We start from the raw sequence: 19294 nt of genomic DNA on the forward strand, positions 1-19294 counted from the left end.
CAGGGGCCGCGCATGATCGCCAAGGCCGCCATCCGCGCCGAGGCCGAGCGCCTTCATGCCGCCTTCGTGGCCGCCGGCGCCGTGCCGGTCGAGGCTGACATCCTGCTGCCCGCCGAAACCCTGCTGGATCTTTATGGCGAGGACATCCGCGCCCGCGCCTATGTGACCGCCGATCCGATGGCCGGCGAAATGATGCTGCGCCCCGATTTCACCGTGCCCGTGGTGCAGGCCCATATGGCCGGCGGGGCCGATCCCGCGCGCTATGCCTATCTGGGCGAGGTGTTCCGCCGGCAGGAACATCTTGATGGCCGGGCGCGCGAATACCTTCAGGTCGGGTATGAGGTGTTCGACCGCGCCGCGCCGCAGGCCGATGCCGAGGTGTTTGCGCTGTTCGCCGGCCTGCTGGCCGATCTGGACCTGCGCCCCGCCACCGGCGACATCGGCATCCTGATGGCCGCCGTGAAGGGCCTGTCCACCACCGACCGTCGCCGTCAGGCGCTGTTGCGCCACATCTGGCGCCCGCGCCGGTTCCGCGCCCTGCTTGACCGTTTCGCCGGCCGCGCGCCCATGCCGCCGGCCCGCGCCCAGTTGCTGGACCGGCTGGCCGCCGATGCGCCGGCCGCGCTGATCGCCGCGGCGGGGCCGCTGGTCGGCCTGCGTTCGGCCGAAGACATTGCCGCCCGCGCCGAGGCGCTGATCGAGGACGCCCGCGCCCCCGCCATCGCCGCGCCCGAAGCGGCGCTGCTGTATGATCTTCTGTCGCTGGAAGCCCCGTCGCGCGCCGCGCTGGCCCACCTGCGCGGCATCGCGCCGTTGCTGCCTGCCATCGGCCCGGCGGTCGAAACCTTCGCCGCCCGGCTGGACGCGCTGGCCGCGCGCGGGGTGGATGTGGACCGGCTGCCGTTCGAGGCCAGCCACGGCCGCACCACGCTGGAATATTATGACGGCTTCGTCTTCACCTTCGCCGCCGCCGATCCGGCGCTGCCCCCGGTGGCCAGCGGCGGGCGCTATGACGCGCTGACGGCGGTGCTGGGGCAGGGGCGGTCCATCCCGGCGGTGGGGGGCATCATCCGCCCCTCGCTGGTGGCCCGGCTCAGGGGGGCGGTCTGATGCTCAAGATCGGTGTGCCGTCCAAGGGCCGGCTGATGGAAAAAACCTTCGACTGGTTCGGGGCCCGCGGCGTGACCATGGCCCGCACCGGCAACGAACGGGAATATTCCGGAGCGGTTGACGGGGTGGACGGGGTGGAACTGGTGCTGCTTTCGGCGGGCGAGATCCCGCGCGAACTGGCCGCCGGGCGCATCCATCTGGGCGTGACCGGCAGCGACCTGATCCGCGACAAGCTGGCCGACTGGGACCGTCAGGTCGTCGACTGGGCCGCCATGGGCTTTGGCCATGCCGATCTGGTGATCGCGGTTCCTGCCGGCTGGATTGACGTGGACACGCTGGATGATCTGGACGCCGCCGCCGCGGCCTTCCGCGCCGCGCATGGCCACCGGCTGCGGATCGCCACCAAATATCACCGGCTGGTGCGGGACTTCCTGACCGCCAACGGCGTGGCGGATTATCAACTGGTTGACAGCCAGGGCGCGACCGAAGGCACCGTCAAGAACCTGACCGCCGAAGCCATCGCCGACATCACGTCCACCGGCGAAACGCTGCGGGCGAACCACCTCAAGATCCTGTCCGACGGGCTGATCCACGCCTCGCAAGCCACGCTGTTTGCTGCCCGCGCGGCAGACTGGCCCGCGGCCAACCTCAGCGCGCTGGCGGCTCTGGCGGCCCGGCTGGGGCTGCCGGTGCCGCAGGTCTCCGGCTGACCAGCGCCACGCCCACCGCCGCCAGCGCCATGCCAGCCCAGGTCAGCGGCGGCACCGTCTCGCCCAGCAGGGGCCAGGCGAACAGCGCCGACAGGGCCGGCACAAGGTAGAACAGCGACGACACGCGCGACACCGCGCCCGCCCGGATCATGGCCAGCAGCAGCGACATCGCCAGAAGCGAATTGCCCAGCACCAGATAGGCCATCGACCAGACGAAACCGGGCGTCCAGTCGATGGCGGTGTTTTCCGTCAGCAGGGCGGCGGGCACGCAGAAGGCCGCGCCCACGGCATACTGGATCAGGTTCGCCGCAACCGGGTGATGCGCCGCCCCGAACCGCTTTTCATACAGCGTGCCGGCGGTGATGCCGATCAGCGCCAGAACGGTGCAGATCAGACCGAAAAGGTTTTCCGCCTGCACCGCCGACCGGCCAAGGATCGCCAGCGCCGCCCCCGCAAGGCCCAAGCCCAGCCCCAGCCAGCCCAGGGCGCTGACCCGTTCCCCCACCAGACGCGGCGCGATCAGCGCCACAAGAATGGGTTGCAGACAGACCACGATGGCCACGCCCCCGGCCGAAACGCCGGATTTGAACGCCAGGTAGCACAGGCCGAAATACATCACCTGGATCAGGAACCCGACCACCGCCACATCGGCCATGCCGCGCGCGCCCGGAAAGCGCGGCCGCATCACCAGCGCCACCGGCAGCAGCAGCACAAGGACAAGCACATAGCGCAGCGCCAGCACGGTCAGCGGCGCGGCATGGGCCACCGCCAGCTTGGCCACGGCAAAGCCGGCCGACCACAGGATCAGAAAGACCACCGGCGCGGTCCGCAGCCAAAGGGGGCGGGGCGGTGTCAGCTTTCCAGCGCCGTGATCATGTCGACCCGCGTCGCATGGCGGCCGCCCTCGAACTCGGCCCCCAGGAAGGCATCGACGATCTCCAGCGCCAGCCCTTCACCCACCACCCGCGCGCCCAGCGACAGCATGTTGGCATCGTTGTGCTGGCGGATCATCCGGGCCGAGAACGGCTCGCAGCAGACGCCGCAGCGGATGCCGCGCACCTTGTTGGCGGCCATCATGATGCCCTGCCCGGTGCCGCACAGGATGATGCCCAGCCGGCAATCGCCCGAGGCGACCAGCCGCGCCGCCGCCTCGCCATGGGCGGGGTAATGCGTGCTTTCCGGCGTGGTCGGGCCGATGTCGACCACCTCCCACCCTTTGGCCGCGATGTGGCGGGCGATGGCCTGCCGCAAGGCAATGGCGGCGTGATCGCTGGAAAGGGCGATGCGGTTGGTGGTGGTCATGGAATTGGTCCCGTCTTCCGAAGCGTTCCGGCGGCTTGCCGTTCGCGGCAAGATTGCCGCGTCGGCCGGGTGGCGGCAAGCCCGAAGGCGGCAGGCGGTTCGGTTCGGGGGGGCGGTTCGGGGGCGCGTGGTCCCCCGGACCGCCCGCCCGGATCAGCCGCCGGTCCCCCGCAGGGCCAGATGGCGGATCAGCGCGCGCGCCTCGGGCGGCGGGCGCTGCTCAAGCCGGGCATAGTCGGTGCCATCGGGCGCGCGGCGGACCAGGCCCAGCATCACCATGTCGCGCCGCAACAGCGCGGCATCGCCAAAGCTGTGCAGCCCGTTCAGCAGCGCGCTGAACTGCCGTTCGGTCCGGCTGCCGCCGACCGGCAGCCGCGCCCACAGCGCCCAGAGGCACAGCACCTGCACATTGCGCCGCGCGGGCCAGCCCACCAGCCTGCCGGTGGCATCAAACTGGTTCAGCGCGCGGGCCACCAGCGTGTGATCCACTGCCTCGGGCGGTGGCGGCGGGCTGTCCAGTCGGGCAGCGGCGGCCTGCGCGGCCCCAAGGTGCTGCAGGTTGCGAAACCCCGCCGCGCGGGCCAGCATGTTCATCAGCGTCTGATGCGAGGGCGGGCTTTCGGCCGCCGTCAACTGGCGGGCCAGCGCGCGGGTAAAGGCCGAAAGATCGGCCACGGGAAGCGGAACAAGGGTTCGGGTCATCTCAGGTCATCCGTTGCCGTGCCACAGCAGGGGTCGCGGGTCGCTGTCCTGGCGACGGGCACGGGGGGAAAACCGGGTGCTGTCCGTCTGACCTCTGGCAGGTTCAGCTTGCCCTTGCGGGGCCCAGCGACGCCTTGGTGAACTGCCGACCGGGCGCAGTCATAGCACGGCGGCGCCGGGGCGGCAATTTCCTTCGCGGGAACCGGCCGACCGGCCCTCAGCGCAGCCCGATCTCGGCCAGCGCGCGGGCCAGTTCGGGCGGAAGCGTATCGTCCGCCCCCCGGCCTTGCGGCAGGTCGCGCGGGGCTTCGTCGGCGGCCAGATAGCGCCAGCCCTGAAAGGGGCGGCGCGGCGCGGGTTCGGTGCGGATGATTTCGGCATCCAGCACCAGCGCACAGCGCGAAATCCCGTCGCCGCCCTGCACCGCCTCAAGCCCGACAATCCGCTGGCGGCACAGGATAATCCCCTTGATCACCCAATACAGCGACCCGCCCGCCAGCACCTCGTCCTCGCGCTTGGGCCACATGCGGGTGATGTGCAGCGCCCGGCCCTGCGGCCACTGGCCGCGGTGGCTGTCCTGCCATTGGGCAAGGTCTTCCACGCTTTCGGCGCCGACGCAGAGCTTGAGGATGTTGAGATGAGTCATGCCCGCAAGAATAGCCCTGCCGGTGGCCGTGGCAAGATTGACCGGGCGGGGGCAGGGGCGTATCTTGGGCTTTCCGCCCGTTTATCCACAACTTGAAGGACGATTCGCCCCATGTCGCGATTCCATGCGCCCATTGCCGAAGCCATCTGGGACATGAAGTATCGCTTCAAGGAAGCGGACGGCACGCCCATCGACGGCTCGGTCGAGGATAGCTGGCGGCGCATCGCCCGGTCGCTGGCCGAGGTCGAGAAGGAACCCGAGGTCTGGGAACCCCAGTTCTATGAGGCGCTTGAGGATTTCCGCTTCCTGCCCGCCGGGCGCATCACCGCCGGGGCCGGCACCGGCCGGCAGGTCACGCTGTTCAACTGCTTTGTCATGGGCACGATTCCCGACACCATGGCGGGCATCTTCGAAAGCCTGAAAGAGGCCGCGCTGACCATGCAGCAGGGCGGCGGCATCGGCTATGACTTCAGCACGATCCGCCCGCGCGGCGCGCCCGTGGCGGGCGTGGCGGCCGATGCCAGCGGCCCCCTGTCCTTCATGGACGTGTGGGATGCGATGTGCCGCACCATCATGTCGGCGGGCAGCCGGCGCGGCGCCATGATGGCGACCATGCGCTGTGACCACCCCGACATCGAATCCTTCATCGAGGCCAAGAAAGACCCCGCCCGCCTGCGGATGTTCAACCTCTCGGTTCTGGTGACCGATGCCTTCATGGCGGCGGTCAAGGCCGACGGGCCGTGGGAACTGACCTTCGGCGGCAAGATCTACAAGACCTTGCCCGCCCGCGACCTGTGGAACCGGATCATGCGGTCCACCTATGATTTCGCCGAACCGGGCGTGATCTTCATCGACCGCATCAATGCCATGAACAACCTGGGCTATTGCGAGACGATCGCCGCCACCAACCCCTGCGGCGAACAGCCCCTGCCGCCCTATGGCGCCTGCCTTCTGGGCAGCATCAACCTGGCCCGGCTGGTGAAAGATGCCTTCGAGCCCCATTCCAGCCTGGACATGGCCGCGCTGGACCGGCTGGTCCGGCTGGCGGTGCGGATGATGGACAATGTGGTGGATGCCAGCCGCTTCCCCCTGCCCGAACAGGCGCAGGAAGCGGCAGCCAAGCGCCGCATCGGGCTGGGCGTCACCGGGCTGGCCGACGCGCTGCTGATGGTGGGCCTGCGCTATGGCAGCGACGAGGCGGCCAAGGCGACCGAGATCTGGATGCACGCCATCGCACGGTCGGCCTATCTCGCCTCGGTCGATCTGGCGCGCGAGAAGGGCGCCTTCCCCCTGTTCGAGGCCGAGGGCTATCTGGCCAGCGGGTCCATGGCCCAGATGGATGACGACGTGCGCGCCGCCATCGCCAGGCACGGCATCCGCAACGCGCTGCTGACCAGCGTGGCGCCGACGGGCACGATCTCGCTTTATGCGGGCAACGTGTCCAGCGGGATCGAGCCTGTTTTCGCCTATGCCTATACCCGCAAGGTGCTGCAGAAGGACGGTTCGCGCAGCGAGGAAGAGGTGGTCGATTACGCCGTGCAACTGTGGCGTGAGAAGAATGGCGACGAACCGCTGCCCGACTATTTCGTGAACGCCCAGACCCTGCCGCCGCTGGACCATGTGCGGATGCAGGCCGCCGCGCAGAAATGGGTGGATTCCAGCATCTCGAAAACCATCAACTGCCCCGAGGACATCAGCTTCGATGCCTTCAAGGAGGTCTATATGGCCGCCTGGGATCAGGGCTGCAAAGGCTGCACCACCTACCGCCCGAACGATGTGACCGGCTCGGTGCTGACCGTCTCGGAATCCAGCGACAAGACCCCGGCCGAAGCCCCCGAAACCACCCGCGGCGCCGAGGTGGTCTATCTCAGCGAACCGCTTGACCGGCCCGCCGCGCTGGAAGGCCAGACCTACAAGGTGAAATGGCCGGGCAGCGAACACGCGCTTTACATCACCATCAACGACATCGTCATCGCCGGCCACCGCCGCCCGTTCGAGGTGTTCATCAACTCCAAGAACATGGAGCATTTCGCCTGGACCGTGGCGCTGACCCGGATGATTTCCGCCGTGTTCCGCCGGGGCGGCGACATCAGCTTCGTGGTCGAGGAGCTGAAGGCCGTGTTCGATCCGCGCGGCGGCGCCTGGATGGAGGGGAAATACATCCCGTCGATCCTGGCCGCCATCGGCGGGGTGATCGAACGCCACCTGATCGAGATCGGCTTCATCGAGGGCGAGGGGCTTGGCCTGAAATCCGACCCCAAGGCCGAAATGCTGCGCGTCGGAGAAGCCCCGCGCGGTGCGGCCTGCCCCGCCTGCGGCAGCTATGACCTGCGCAAGGTGGAAGGCTGCCTCACCTGTGGAAGCTGCGGCCATTCCAAATGCGGCTGACGGGTCCGGTTCCGGCCCGGCGCAGAAACGGCAGATGACGACGCAAGGGGGGCGAAAGGCCCCCCTTGCTGCTGCAGGCGGCTGAACAAGCCGACGAACGGCCCTCCGCGCGCGCCGCAGCGACCCGGCGTTCAGCCTTGGGGGCGGGGATCAGCTCTCGGGAACCGGCCGTCACTCAGACGGCGGTCTGGCGCGCACGCATCCCGAAACCGAACAGGCGATGCGTGTAGTCATGGCGCGGCGCAGACATCAGCTCTGCCGTCGTGCCTTGTTCCAGCACCTCGCCGTTGCGCATGACCACCAGATGATCAGAAATATGCGCCACGACCTTCAGGTTATGGGTCACGAAAAGCATCGAAAGCCCCGATTCTGCCTTGAGATCGGACAGAAAGTTCAGGATCTGCGCCTGAACCGAAATATCCAGCGCCGAGGTGGGCTCATCCAGCACCAGCAGCTTGGGGTCCAGCGCAAGCGCCCGGGCGATGGCAACCCGCTGCGCCTGTCCGCCGGACAGCTCTCTTGCCCGGCGGGGCAGGAAATCGGCGGGCAGGCCGCAGCGCGACAGCAGTTCGGCGGCCCTGTCCTGCAAGCCCCGTCTTGCAAGGCCCTGGCGGGCCAGCAGCGGTTCGGCCAGGATTTCGGCAATGGTCATGCGCGGGCTGAGCGACAGGAAAGGGTTTTGCGCGACAACGCCGATGTCCTGGCGCGCGCGGCGCAGCTCGCGGGGCGACAAGGCCAGCCAATCCTGACCGTCCAGCACGACCTTGCCGCTTTCCGAGGGCACCAGCCGCAGGATCGCGCGCAGCAGGCTGCTTTTGCCGGACCCGGATTCGCCCACCACGCCAAGCGTCTGCCCCGGGGCAAGCGACAGGCTGACCCCGGACACCGCCGGGCGGGGCTGCCCGCGGAACAGCCCGCGGCTTCCATACCGGACAACCAGATCGCGCACCTCAAGCAGCGGCTTGGTCATCGGTTCCCCTTTCCACCAGGCAGGTCCAGCGGTGTTGCCCGTCCTGCCGTTCGGGCGGCGGGCGAAGGCGACATTCGGCCTGTGCGGCTGCGCAGCGCGGTGCGAAGGCGCAACCGGCAATCGCCTCGAAGGGCGGCGGAATGCGCCCTTCGATGGCGGCAAGCCGGGTGCCAGGCGGCCCGGCATCGGGCAAGGCGGCCAGCAGAGCGCGGGTATAGGGGTGGCGTGGCCGGGTCAGCACCTCGGACATCGGCCCGTCTTCGACCGAGGTGCCGGCATACAGGACCGTGGCGCTGTCGCAGACCTCGGCCACCACATCCATGTCATGGGTGATCATCAGGATGGTCAGGCCGCGCTCCTGCACCAGACGGCGCAGCAGCGCCAGCACCTGCGCCCCGATGGTCACGTCCAGCGCCGTTGTCGGCTCGTCCGCGATCAGCAGATCGGCCCCGGTCGCCAGCGCCTGCGCGATGACCACCCGCTGCTGCATCCCGCCCGAAAGCTGATGCGGATAGCTGCGCAGCACCCGCGCGGGGTCGGGCAGCCCGGTTGCGGCCAGCAGTTCCACCGCGCGGGCGTCGCGGGCCACCCGGGGCAGGTCGTGGTGGGCGCGCAGCACGTCGTCGATCTGGCGGCGGATGGTCAGAACCGGGTTCAGCGCCGCCGCCGGGTCTTGCGAGATCAGCGCGATGCGCCGGCCCCGCAGGCTGCTCGCAACATCGCGCAACGCCATGCCGTCAAACAGGAAACGCTCCGCCCCGATGTCGGCGCCGCGCGGCAAAAGGCCCAGCAGCGCCATGGCCGTCATCGTCTTGCCGCAGCCGGATTCGCCGATCAGCCCGTGGATCGTGCCCCGCGTGACCGTCAGGTCCACCCGGCGCAGGGCGTGAATGGCACCGCCCGGGGCGGGCAGGTCCACCGACAGGGCGCGTATGTCAAGCAGAGCCATCGCGGCGCCCTCCTGCACGGTCGCGCAGTGCATCCCCCAGAACCGAGAAGGCCAGCGCAAGGATAAAGACCGCCATCCCCGGGGCGGCGGAATACCACCAGCGCTCGGGAAAGAACTTGCGCCCCGCATCGACCATCTGGCCCCAGTCCGCCGTCGGCGGCAGCACGCCCAGCCCAAGGAAGGACAGCGCCGATGCGGTCAGCAGGGCAGGCCCCACGTCCAGCGCGGCCTGCACCGACAGCGGGCGAACGGCGGCGGGCAGGATGTGGCGCAGGATGATGCGCGGATGGCCAACCCCCATCAGTTGCGCCGCCTCGACATAGGGCTGCCCGCGCAGCGCCAGCACCTCGGCCCGGGCCATGCGGGCATACCAGGGCCACCAGGTCACGGCCACGGCGACGATGCTGTTCAAAAGGCCCGGCCCCAGCGCCGCCGCCATCAGCACCGCCAGCAGCAGCGCTGGGAAGGCCAGAAACACATCGGTGATCCGCATCAGCCCTTCATCCAGCCAGCCGCCGAAATACCCGGCCAGCACGCCGACCGGCAGCCCGATCAGCAGCGAGAAGGCAACGATCAGCAGCCCCGAACTCAGCGACACCCGGGCGCCGTAGATCACCCGGCTTACCATGTCGCGGCCAAGGTGATCGGTGCCCAGAAGGTGGTCGGCCGAAGGCGGCAGGAACTTGGTGGCGATGCTGGGCGCCCCGGCGCCCTGATCGGGAAAGGGCGCGACCCAGGGCGCCAGAAGCGCCATGCCGAAGGCGATCAGGATCAGGGCCAGCGACACCGCGCCCGGCCAGCCAAGCCGCTGATGCAGGCCCCTCATTTCAGCGTCACCCTCGGATCAATCAGCGCCTGCGCCAGATCGAGAACCAGGTTCATGGCGACATAGCACAGCGTCACCACAAGGGTTGCGGCGGCGATGACGGGAAAGTCCTTGGACAGGATCGCCTCGGACACATAGCGGCCAAGGCCGGGCCAGGCGAAGATGATCTCGACCAGAACCGCGCCGGTCAGGGCAAAGGCGAAACTCAGCCCCAGCACCGTCAGCGCCGGCCCCACCGCGTTGGGCAGCGCATGGCCGAACAGGATGCGGCGGCCCGACAGGCCAAGGGCGCGGGCCGCCAGGATGTGCCGGCGCTCCAGGATCTCGATCATGGCCGACCGGGTCAGCCGCATGGCGATGCCCGCGGGATAGGCCGCCAGCGTCAGCGCCGGAAGGATCAGATGCGCCAGCGCGTCACCAAAGGCATCGAAGCGGCGCGACAGCAGCGCGTCGATCAGGGCAAAGCCCGTCACCGGCGCCAGCGGGGCCGAGATGGCAATCTCGCGCGACATCCGCCCCGACAGCGGCAGCACCCCCAGCCATTTGGCAAAGACGAATTGCAGCAGCATGGCAAGAAAGAACGCGGGCATGGCAACGGCGGCAATCGAGGCAAGCCCGCCCATCCTGTCCAGCCAGCCGCCCCTGCGGGCCGCGGCAAAGGCGCCGGCCGGGATGCCGATCAGCAGGGCCAGAAAGGTCGAGAAGGCCGCCAGCTCCAGCGTCGCGGGCAGGAAGGCGGCCAGATCCTGCGAGATCAGCCGCCGCGACTTGTAGGACACCCCGAAATCCCCGGTTGCCATCGCCTTGCCAAAACGGATGAACCGCTCCGGCAAGGACGCCTCCAGATGCAGCTCGGCCCGCGCCTTTTCGATCTGCTCGGCGCTTGGGCGCGGCCCGGCATACAGCGCCGCAGGGTCGGAAGGCACGACCTGCGCCGCGACAAAAACCAGGAAGGTCACGCCGACAACGACGAAGGCCGACAGGATGAACCGTCTGAAGATGTACCGTCCCAGTCCCATCGGCCCGGCGTCCTATCGGCTCAGGTCGTTGACGAAGACGACATGGCCATAGGCCGGATTGTCGGCATAGCCCTTCACATCAGACCGCAGGATATGGACGTTCGGCTTGTCCAGGATGAAAACCGCGGGCGCGTCCTCGATCATCATCCGCTGCGCGGCCTTGAACATGTCTTCGGCCTTGGCGCGGTCGGTGCCCGAAAGGGCGGCCGCCTCGTCGATCAGCCTGTCGAAGGCGGGGTTGCTGTAATAGGCCAGATTGAAGGTCGGCGTCTCTTCGCTGTGGAAGAGGTTGAACAGATAGTCATAGGGCGTGACATAGGTCGCCCACCAGTACAGCAGCAGGATGTCCTGCGCCTGTGCCGGATCGGCCTTGGACAGATCCCACATCGCCTCCCAGGCCATCGGCTGCAGGGTCAGCGTGATGCCAAGGGTTTCGAGATTGGCCTTCCACAACTCTCCCGCCAGTGCCTCAAGCGCATCAGAGGTGACATAGGTCAGCGTCAGCTCCAGCCCGCTGTCAGCCAGGCCTTCCTCGGCCAGCAGCGCGCGGGCGGCCTCAAGATCGGTCATCACCATCGGCGCCTCGGGGTCATGGCCCCAGATGCCCGGCGGCACGATGCCACGGGATCGGGTGCCAAGCCCCGCCGTCCCGGCGGTGATCACATCGTCATAGGGAAAGGCCAGCGCCAGCGCCTGCCGCACGCGGGGCCGGTCCAGCGGCGCGCGGCGGGTGTTCAGCAGGGCAAAGAGGTTCTCGAACGACGGATTGGCCACCACCTGCAGGTCGGGATTGGCCTTCATCGCCTCAAGATTGTCGAAGGGCAGGCTGTAGGTCCAGTCCGCATTGCCGCTTTCGATCATGCTCTGGGCCAGAACCGAATCCTCGACCACCTCGAAAACGGCGGTGTCGAAGCCGCCCTCGGGCGTGCCGCCCCAATGGTCGGCAAAGCGCGAGGCGATGACGCGCTGGCCCGGCTCATAGCTGTCGATGCGGAAGGGGCCGGTGCCGCCGTCCTGTCCCGCGTTGAACCAGGCATTGTCCTGGGCCTGCGCGGCGGGGCTGATGATCCAGCCCGCAAAGCCCGCCGAGGCGATCAGGTCAAGCGGCTGGGCCGTGGACAGGGAAAAGACCACCGTCAGCGGATCGGGCGCGGTGATGGCGGTCACGGCGCTCCAGATGAAGGCCGCGCCGCCGCCGATCTTCATCGTCCGCTCGATCGAACCCTTGACGGCCTCTGCCGTCAGCTCGGTGCCGTCATGGAACCGCACGCCCTTGCGCAGGGTGAAGGTCCAGGTCTTGCCCCCGTCGGTGGCCTGCCAGCTTTCGGCCAGCAGCGGCGCCACGCTTGCCGGGGCCTCTGTCGTGCCCGGAACATAGCGGGTCAGGCTTTCATAAACATTGGCCAGCACCAGCCCGTCATTGGAAAACGAGGTGGAGGGGTCCAGGTCGGGAAACCCCGTGGGGTTGGCAAGGGTGAAGATGCGGCTGCCATCCTGGGCCTCTGCCACGCTCCAGCGCGACAGGGCCTGCAGGGCCAGGGGGGCAAGTCCGGCGGAAATCAGAAGGTCGCGGCGGTTCATGTCAGTTCACCTGTCATGATGGGGGTTGCAGCGGGTTCGGCATAGGCCGCGACCGGATGGGCGACGGTGGCCGTGCCGAAGGGGGTGTAGTCGAAGTCATAGCCAAAGGCGCGCGGCCCCATCATCCGCAGCGATTCCGGCGTGCGCAGCAGGGGCGCGCAGGGAATGGCCAGCACCGAGACACGCAGACCATAGCGCTGTTCCTCGGTGCCGATGGGCCGCCCGGTCTCGCTGTCAACGATGCAGATCAGGTCGGGCACCATCACCAGACGCCGGCCGTCCTCGGTGGCGACCAGAAATTCGTTCTGGATGTCGATGGTCAGGGTCCGGCCCTGATCCCCGGCAAGGCCCGCCACCGTCAGGCTGCCGCGCACAAAGCCACCCTCGATCCGGCGCGCAATGTCGGTCACCTTGCCCTGCATCAGCAGCCGCCCGCCCGAGACCCGCTCGATGGCCGCGACCGGATCGGTCTTGGCGGCGCGGGCCTGCAGCACCGCATCGCCCAGATGCCAGGCCTGGCTTGTGGTATGGGCAATCCCGAAGCGGCGCACGAAATCGCCGGTCATGGGCGCGGTGGTCATGCAGGCGGTGCAGCCCATGGCCACGGTCGCCGTCCGCATCAGCTTTTCCAGCATCTCGGGCGATTTCGCCTGCGTGATCACCAGCGTATTGCCCTCGGAATCCGACAGGGCCGCAGGCTGGTTCGCCTGACCGTAAACGAAGAACGAGGTCATCTGCACCTCGGGGAAGGCGCGGCCCATGCCATCGGCATCGACCACCGGCAGGTCCAGCTTGGCCGCCGTGATCATCGGATAGATGCCGTTGCCGCCGCCGACCTCATCGCCCAGCACGGCATCGACGCGGCGCCCGGTATGCGCCTCGATGGCGCGCAGGACGCGGATGCCCTCATTCCCCTCTTCCATCTTCTCGATGCTGACGGTGGGGGCGCCAATGCCGCCAAGGCCGATCACCTGCGCATCCGGCGCCAGATCGGCGGGGCGGATCATGCGGATGCGCTTGCCCTGCCGCAACAGCGCCTTGGCGATCAGCAGTTGCAGATAGGGGCTGCCGCCGCCGCCGGTGCCAAGGATGCCAACGCCGATGGCGATGCGGTCGATGTCGGTCTCGTTCAGTGTCCAGAAGGTCATGCTGCCAGATCCCCCACCACTTTCACCGCAATCCGCATGGCATTTCCGGGCAGATAGCTCAGCGGTGTCTCCTCCAGCTCGGCCAGCGTCACGCTTTCGGCCCGGGCACCCGCCTCGACCGCGCGGGTGCGGGCGTCTTCCACGATCTGCTCCAGCGCCGCGCCGCGTGTCGTGCCCTCAAGCGAAACCACACGGTCCACCTCGCCCGAAACCTGCGCGATGGCGGCCCCGATGGCATTGGCCGAACCAAAGTGATCGGGCCGCAGCGAAACCGATGTTCCGGCAAGCTGCCCCTCCAGCAGAACCGATCCGCCGCCCACCAGAACCGCCGGGATCGGCTCGGCGCTGGGCTTCATGCGGTCCAGCACGGCCTCGACATCGGCTTTCATCTTCTCGACGGTAGCCTTGACGAACCCTGCATCCAGATGCCGCAGCCGCGCCGGATCGCCCAAGGTCACCAGACCAGCCGCCACGGCAATGTCCGTGGCCGTCAACGTGTCGCCGCCAAAGCAAAGCGCCTTTTCGGCCAGGCGGAAGCCCACCGATTGCGGCCCGATGGCCAGCGGCGCCGATCGCACCAGACTGCCGCCGCCCAGACCGAAGGAATAGACATCCGGCACGCGGAAATTGGTCGGGATGCCGCCGATTTCGGCGCCTTCGCTGCGCACGCGCGGAAAGCCCGCCACCAGCATTCCGATATCGGTGGTCGTCCCGCCGACATCAATCACGGCGGCATCCGTCAGACCCGTCAGGAAGGCCGCGCCGCGCATCGAGTTGGTCGGCCCCGAGGCGATGGTGAAGACAGGGTGACGCTCGGCATAATCCGCGCCCATCAGCGTTCCGTCGTTCTGGGTCAGGTACAGCGGGCAGAACAGGCCCAGCCGCTGAAAGGCCGAACGGAAGGCGCCAACCGTTTCCTGCCCCAGGGCGTGCAGGCTGGCATTCAGGATCGTCGCACTTTCGCGCGCCAACAGCCCCGTGCGGCCGATCCGGTGCGACAGGCTGATCGCGGCATCGGGCATCTCTTCCGCGCAGATCTCGGCCGCTTCGACCTCCATCCGTGCATCGACCAGCGCGAAGACCGAGGAAATCGCAACCGCCCCGATTCCGGCGGCACGCCAGGCCTTGCAGGCCGCCCGGATCTCGCGGGCATCCAGCCGGGCGATGGGCGCGCCGTCGAACTGCACGCCGCCATCCACCAGCGCGGCCCCGCCATCGACAATCCCGCGCAGATCGGCCGGCCAATCCACCATCGGGGGCAGGGCGCGCGTGGCCCGGCCGCACAGCCGCAGGATGCCCACCTTGCGCAACTGCCGCCCCTCGACCACGGCGTTCAGGAAATGCGTGGTGCCGATCATGATGGCCCCGACCTCGGCCCCGGTAACACCGCTGCCGTCCAGCACCGCGCGGATGGCATTGGCAACGCCGCCCGTCACATCCGCCGTCGTGGCCGTCTTGACCGTCGCCAGAACCTTGCCGCCGCGCAGCAGGGCGGCATCGGTATTGGTGCCGCCAACGTCAATGCCGATGCGAACCAGCCCCGACATCACGGTTTGCCCTCGGCCCGATCCGTCGCCGTGTTTAGCGCGGTGGTGCGGGTCCCAAAGGCCTTGTACATCCGCAGGATGACCCAGGGCTCCACCCGGCGCACCCCGGGGATGCGCCCGATCGTGTTCTCGCAAAAGTCCAGCAGCGCCGCGTGCGTCTCGACGAACAGCGACCCCGACAGGTTGAAGCGCCCGCTGGTCGCCGCCAGATAGCCGATCTCGTCGAATTCCCCCAGGGCGATGGCCACCTCCTCGATGCGGCCGGGCTCGACCTCGATCATCACATCGGCCTGCACATCGCGCCCCATCGCGGTGGGGTCGGGAATGGCGCCGATGGTGATCATCCGGCTTTGCAGCAGCGCGGTGATCCGGTTGCGCACCGTGCGTTCGGACGCGGTGCCGATCTTCGAGGCGATTTCGCTGGCGGAAAGACGCCCGTCCTCGGTCAGAAGGCTGATGATCGTCCGGTCAAGATCGTCAAGGTCGTAACGCTGCAAGGGGGCTCTCCTTCATATGGGGTGACGATGAGGTGATCGCGGGGGTCTGTCAACAGAAATTTCCGAAACGGAAATTTATGTGAAAATTGCTTCCGAATACGGCAGCTTGCGTTTGAAAGATGGCCGGATGTTCGGTGCGCGGCGCGTCCGTATCCCGAAGCGGATACCGTTTCTGTAGGATATTTGTCCCGTTCTTGACATGGAAAAGCACCCGGCAAGATTTCCGCCCGGCAGATTCCGCAGCCGCAGAACTGCCGGGCATGGCGCGCTTTCGGTGCCTCGTGGGGCAAGGGGTGTGGCGCCCGCCGCCCCGATCGTCCGGGGGCGGCCGATGGCCGCAGGGGCGTGCCCGCTTCCCGCTGGCGTTGTGATCGCGCGGCGCACCCGCTAGGGTTGCCCGCCCCCCGACCCAAGCCGCCCCCAACCCAAGCCGCCCAGGACCGCCCTTGACCCAGGATCTTGCCCTCGTCCTCTGCCTTCTGGCCGCGACCGTGCTCATGTTCGCGCTGAACCGCCCGCGCATGGACGCGGTGGCGCTGATCATGATGACGCTGCTGCCGCTGACCGGGGTCATCACCCTGGAAGACTCGCTCGCCGGGTTCAGCGATCCGAACGTGCTGCTGATCGCGCTCCTGTTCGTGGTGGGCGAGGCGCTGGTGCGCACCGGCGTCGCGCAGCGGCTGGGCGATCTTCTGGTGCGCTCGGCCGGCCCGGGCGAAGCGCGGCTGATCGGGCTGCTGATGGTGCTGGTGGCGGGAATCGGGTCGTTCATGTCCTCGACCGGTGTGGTGGCCATCTTCATTCCCATCGTGCTGCGGGTGGCGGCCAGTTCCGGCACCTCGGCGCGGCGGCTGATGATGCCGCTTTCGGTGGCCGCACTGATCAGCGGGATGATGACGCTGGTCGCCACCGCGCCGAACCTTGTGGTCAACGCGCAACTGATCCGCGCCGGGCATGACGGGTTTTCCTTCTTTGCCTTCACGCCCTTCGGCCTGCCGGTGCTGGTGCTGGCCATCCTTGTCATGGTGGCCACCCGCCGCTGGCTGGGCGGCGCCGCCCCGGCCCCCGGCCCCGACCGCCCGCATCTGGCCGACTGGATCGCCGCCTATGGCCTTGGCGCGCGGGAAGTCCGGGTGCGGGTCGAACCCGGCTCGGCCTGGGCGGGCCGGCGGCTGGATGCGCTGGACCTGCGGGCCACCTCGGGCATCAACGTGATCGCGGTCGAACGCGGGCGCGGCTTCGGCCACCGGCTGATCCGGCCCGCCGCCGATACCCTGCTGGAACCGGGCGACGTGCTGTTCCTTGACATGTTCAGCCCCGGCATCGCGCAACAGGATTTCGCCGCCCGCTTCGGCCTGCATCCGCTGCCGATCTCGGGCCGCTATTTCAGCGACCATTCGCAGGACATCGGCATGGTCGAACTGCTGGTCCCGCCCGGCTCGGCCCTGATCGGCAAGACCGTGACCGACGCCCGCTTCCGCAGCGAACACGGGCTGGCGGTGATCGGCATCAAGCATGGCAGCAAGCCGGTGACCGGCCCCGTTCCGGCCGAACCCCTGCGGCTGGGCGATACGCTTCTGGCCGTGGGTCCGTGGAAGGCCATCGGCGCCCTGCGCAGCGGGCGCGACCTTCTGGTGCTGAACCTGCCCGCCGAGATGGACGAGGTGATCGAACGGCCGCGCCGCGCGCCCCATGCGCTGGCGGTGCTGGCGCTGATCGTGGCGCTGATGGTGACGGGCGTGGTGCCCAATGTGCAGGCGGCGCTGATCGGCTGCCTGCTCTTGGGCCTGTTCGGCTGCGTCGACATGAACGGCGCCTACCGCGCGATGCACTGGCAAAGCCTGATCGTGATCGTCGGCATGTTGCCGTTTTCCGTGGCCCTGCAGAACACCGGCGGGGTTGATCTTGCGGCTTCGGTGCTGGTGGCGGCGGTGGGCGATGCCGGGCCAAGGGTGGCGCTGGCGGCGCTCTTCGTGCTGACGGCGCTGTTCGGCCTGTTCATCTCGAACACCGCCACGGCGGTTCTGGTGGCGCCGGTCGCGCTGGCCGTGGCCACCGAGCTGGGCGCCTCGCCCTATCCCTTCGCGATGACCGTCGCGCTCGCCGCCTCGGCCGCCTTCCTGATGCCGGTCTCCTCCCCCGTGAACATGCTGGTCGTGGGGCCGGGCAGCTACACCCTGACCGACTTCCTGCGCATCGGCACCCCGCTGGTGGCCATCACGCTGGTCATCACCATCGCCCTGGTGCCGCTGGTGTTTCCGTTCTAGGGGCGCCTCACTCCCCCCGCGGAAAGCGTTTGCTCTCTTCCAGCACGTTCAGGTCCATGTGGTTGCGCATGTAGCGTTCCGAGGCGGCGCGGAGGGGCTGGTAGTCCCAGGGGAAATAGGCGCCGTTGCGCAGGGCCTCATACACCACCCAGCGGCGGGCCTGGCTTTCGCGCACTTCGGCGTCATAGCGGGGGATGTCCCAGCGCAGGTCGGCCAGCGCGCGGAAATGCGCCAGCACCTCGGCCGCGCGCGGGTCGGCGGCCAGGTTCTGCCGTTCGGCCGGGTCATTGGCCACGTCGAACAGCATCTCGGGGTCGGCCGGGCAGCGGATGTATTTCCAGGCCCCGTCGCGCAGCGCCACCATCGGGGTGATCGTGCCCTCGGCGGCATATTCCATCGGCACCGGACCGCGCGGCTGGCCTGCCGCCACCGGCAGCAGGTTCACCCCGTCGGTCCAGGGCATCACCTCGGACAGGTCCACCCCGGCCAGCGCGGCCAGCGTCGGCGTCACGTCGATGGTCGAGACCGGCACCTCGACCCGCCCCGGCGCCAGCCCCGGTGCCGAAATCATCAGCGGCACGCGCGCCGCGCCTTCGAAGAAGTTCATCTTGAACCACAGCCCGCGCTCGCCCAGCATTTCGCCATGGTCCGAGACGAAGACGATGATCGCCTCCTGCCGGGTCGCCTCCAGCGTGGCCAGGATCTCGCCGATCTTGTCATCGACATAGGAGATATTGGCGAAATAGCCCTGCCGCGCGCGGCGGATATGGTCGGGGGTAATGTCGAAGGCCCGCCAGTCGCAGGCATCCAGCAGGCGCTGCGAATGGGGATCAAGCCGGTCATAGGGCAGGGCCTCGGGCGGTTCCAGTTCCGGGGCGCCCTCGTACAGATCCCAGTATTTCCGCCGCGCCACGAAGGGATCATGCGGATGGGTGAAGCTGACCGTCAGGCACCAGGGCCGCGGATCGCCGCCGCGCGACAGGTCATACAGCTTCTGCACCGCCTGGAAGGCCACGTCGTCATCATATTCCAACTGGTTGGTGATCTCGGCCACGCCGGCGCCGGTCACGCTGCCCATGTTGTGATACCACCAGTCGATCCGCTCGCCCGGCTTGCGGTAATCGGGGGTCCAGCCGAAATCGGCGGGGTAGATGTCGGTCGTCAGCCGTTGTTCAAAGCCGTGCATCTGGTCGGGGCCGACGAAGTGCATCTTGCCGCTCAGCGCGGTCTGATACCCCGCCCGGCGCAGGTGATGGGCATAGGTCGGAATGTCGGAACAGAACTCGGCCGCGTTGTCATAGACCCGTGTCCGCCGCGGCAACTGCCCCGACATGAAGCTGGCCCGCGCCGGCGCGCACAGCGGCGAGGCGGTATAGGCATTTGCGAACCGGGCGGAACGCCCGGCCAGTGCCCGCAGGTTCGGCGCGTGCAGGAAGGGCGCCGGTCCGTCGGGGAACAGCGTGCCGTTCAACTGGTCAACCATCAGGATCAGGATGTTCGGGCGGGCGGTCATGCGGTCCTCCGGGGCTGGCTGGCCCATCGGTGCCGTTGCGGCAGGCGTCGCGCAAGGGGGTTTGCGGGCCGCTTGTCGCAAACGCGGGGCAATGCGGCGGAATCGGATTGCCGGGGCGG

The 19294-nt window shown here is 68.4% G+C and carries 17 protein-coding genes; 4 read left to right on the top strand and 13 right to left on the bottom strand.

The window, feature by feature from the left end; genetic code table 11:
- The first annotated feature begins 12 nt into the window (after positions 1-12).
- Together C5F44_RS04080 and hisG are read left to right on the top strand one after the other, a co-directional pair.
- Entirely contained in the window at positions 13-1110 is a 1098-nt protein-coding gene (locus C5F44_RS04080) for an ATP phosphoribosyltransferase regulatory subunit (protein WP_107672236.1), read from the top strand.
- Complete coding sequence (gene hisG, locus C5F44_RS04085; RefSeq protein WP_107672237.1) at positions 1107-1820, top strand: ATP phosphoribosyltransferase; 714 nt, start codon at positions 1107-1109, stop codon at positions 1818-1820. The genes C5F44_RS04080 and hisG overlap by 4 nt, the downstream gene beginning before the upstream one ends.
- Here the strand turns inward: hisG and C5F44_RS04090 are convergent.
- From C5F44_RS04090 to C5F44_RS04105, 4 genes are all read right to left on the bottom strand, one after another.
- Positions 1759-2637: a DMT family transporter gene (locus tag C5F44_RS04090; protein ID WP_235822501.1), complete on the bottom strand. Its 879-nt coding sequence runs from the start codon at positions 2635-2637 to the stop codon at positions 1759-1761. The two genes, hisG and C5F44_RS04090, sit on opposite strands and share 62 nt — an antisense overlap.
- A gap of 35 nt (positions 2638-2672) precedes the next feature.
- The gene (gene rpiB, locus C5F44_RS04095) at positions 2673-3122 is read right to left on the bottom strand and encodes a ribose 5-phosphate isomerase B (protein WP_107672239.1); all 450 of its coding nucleotides are present in this window, start codon (positions 3120-3122) and stop codon (positions 2673-2675) included.
- Between the two features lie 153 nt (positions 3123-3275).
- Positions 3276-3824 (bottom strand): DUF2087 domain-containing protein, encoded by a 549-nt coding sequence (locus tag C5F44_RS04100; protein ID WP_107672240.1) that lies wholly within the window; start codon positions 3822-3824, stop codon positions 3276-3278.
- A gap of 217 nt (positions 3825-4041) precedes the next feature.
- Positions 4042-4470: a DUF1489 family protein gene (locus C5F44_RS04105; RefSeq protein WP_107672241.1), complete on the bottom strand. Its 429-nt coding sequence runs from the start codon at positions 4468-4470 to the stop codon at positions 4042-4044.
- Positions 4471-4581: 111 nt separating this feature from the next.
- On the opposite strand from C5F44_RS04105, the gene C5F44_RS04110 reads away from it, so the two are divergent.
- Positions 4582-6858: an adenosylcobalamin-dependent ribonucleoside-diphosphate reductase gene (locus C5F44_RS04110; protein ID WP_107672242.1), complete on the top strand. Its 2277-nt coding sequence runs from the start codon at positions 4582-4584 to the stop codon at positions 6856-6858.
- A 175-nt stretch (positions 6859-7033) separates the two neighbouring features.
- Here the strand turns inward: C5F44_RS04110 and C5F44_RS04115 are convergent, their stop codons facing one another.
- From C5F44_RS04115 to C5F44_RS04150, 8 genes are read right to left on the bottom strand one after another with little or no spacing between them, the layout of a single operon-like run.
- Positions 7034-7828 carry an ABC transporter ATP-binding protein gene (locus tag C5F44_RS04115; protein ID WP_107672243.1) on the bottom strand — a complete coding sequence of 265 codons (795 nt, stop codon included), beginning with the start codon at positions 7826-7828 and terminating at the stop codon, positions 7034-7036.
- A complete protein-coding gene (locus tag C5F44_RS04120) occupies positions 7809-8777 on the bottom strand; it encodes an ABC transporter ATP-binding protein (RefSeq protein WP_181318179.1) in 969 nt (322 codons plus the stop codon). Before C5F44_RS04120 ends, C5F44_RS04115 begins: the two co-directional genes overlap by 20 nt.
- On the bottom strand, positions 8764-9603 hold the full coding sequence (locus C5F44_RS04125) for an ABC transporter permease (RefSeq protein WP_107672245.1): 840 nt from the start codon (positions 9601-9603) through the stop codon (positions 8764-8766). The genes C5F44_RS04120 and C5F44_RS04125 overlap by 14 nt, the downstream gene beginning before the upstream one ends.
- The gene (locus tag C5F44_RS04130) at positions 9600-10622 is read right to left on the bottom strand and encodes an ABC transporter permease (protein WP_107672246.1); all 1023 of its coding nucleotides are present in this window, start codon (positions 10620-10622) and stop codon (positions 9600-9602) included. Before C5F44_RS04130 ends, C5F44_RS04125 begins: the two co-directional genes overlap by 4 nt.
- A gap of 12 nt (positions 10623-10634) precedes the next feature.
- On the bottom strand, positions 10635-12203 hold the full coding sequence (locus C5F44_RS04135; protein ID WP_107672247.1) for an ABC transporter substrate-binding protein: 1569 nt from the start codon (positions 12201-12203) through the stop codon (positions 10635-10637).
- The gene (locus C5F44_RS04140) at positions 12200-13351 is read right to left on the bottom strand and encodes a DUF917 domain-containing protein (protein WP_107672248.1); all 1152 of its coding nucleotides are present in this window, start codon (positions 13349-13351) and stop codon (positions 12200-12202) included. The genes C5F44_RS04135 and C5F44_RS04140 overlap by 4 nt, the downstream gene beginning before the upstream one ends.
- Positions 13348-14898: a hydantoinase/oxoprolinase N-terminal domain-containing protein gene (locus C5F44_RS04145; protein WP_107672249.1), complete on the bottom strand. Its 1551-nt coding sequence runs from the start codon at positions 14896-14898 to the stop codon at positions 13348-13350. The genes C5F44_RS04140 and C5F44_RS04145 overlap by 4 nt, the downstream gene beginning before the upstream one ends.
- Positions 14898-15395, bottom strand: a complete 498-nt coding sequence (locus C5F44_RS04150) for an Lrp/AsnC family transcriptional regulator (RefSeq protein WP_107672250.1) — start codon at positions 15393-15395, stop codon at positions 14898-14900. The genes C5F44_RS04145 and C5F44_RS04150 overlap by 1 nt, the downstream gene beginning before the upstream one ends.
- Positions 15396-15841: 446 nt before the next feature.
- Between C5F44_RS04150 and C5F44_RS04155 the strand changes: the two genes are divergently transcribed.
- Positions 15842-17662 carry an SLC13 family permease gene (locus C5F44_RS04155; RefSeq protein WP_107672251.1) on the top strand — a complete coding sequence of 607 codons (1821 nt, stop codon included), beginning with the start codon at positions 15842-15844 and terminating at the stop codon, positions 17660-17662.
- 7 nt (positions 17663-17669) lie between these two features.
- Here the strand turns inward: C5F44_RS04155 and betC are convergent, their stop codons facing one another.
- Positions 17670-19175, bottom strand: a complete 1506-nt coding sequence (gene betC / locus C5F44_RS04160; RefSeq protein ID WP_107672434.1) for a choline-sulfatase — start codon at positions 19173-19175, stop codon at positions 17670-17672.
- Positions 19176-19294: the final 119 nt, after the last annotated feature.

It is taken from the genome of Fuscovulum blasticum DSM 2131 (assembly GCF_003034965.1).
Lineage (GTDB): Bacteria > Pseudomonadota > Alphaproteobacteria > Rhodobacterales > Rhodobacteraceae > Pseudogemmobacter > Pseudogemmobacter blasticus.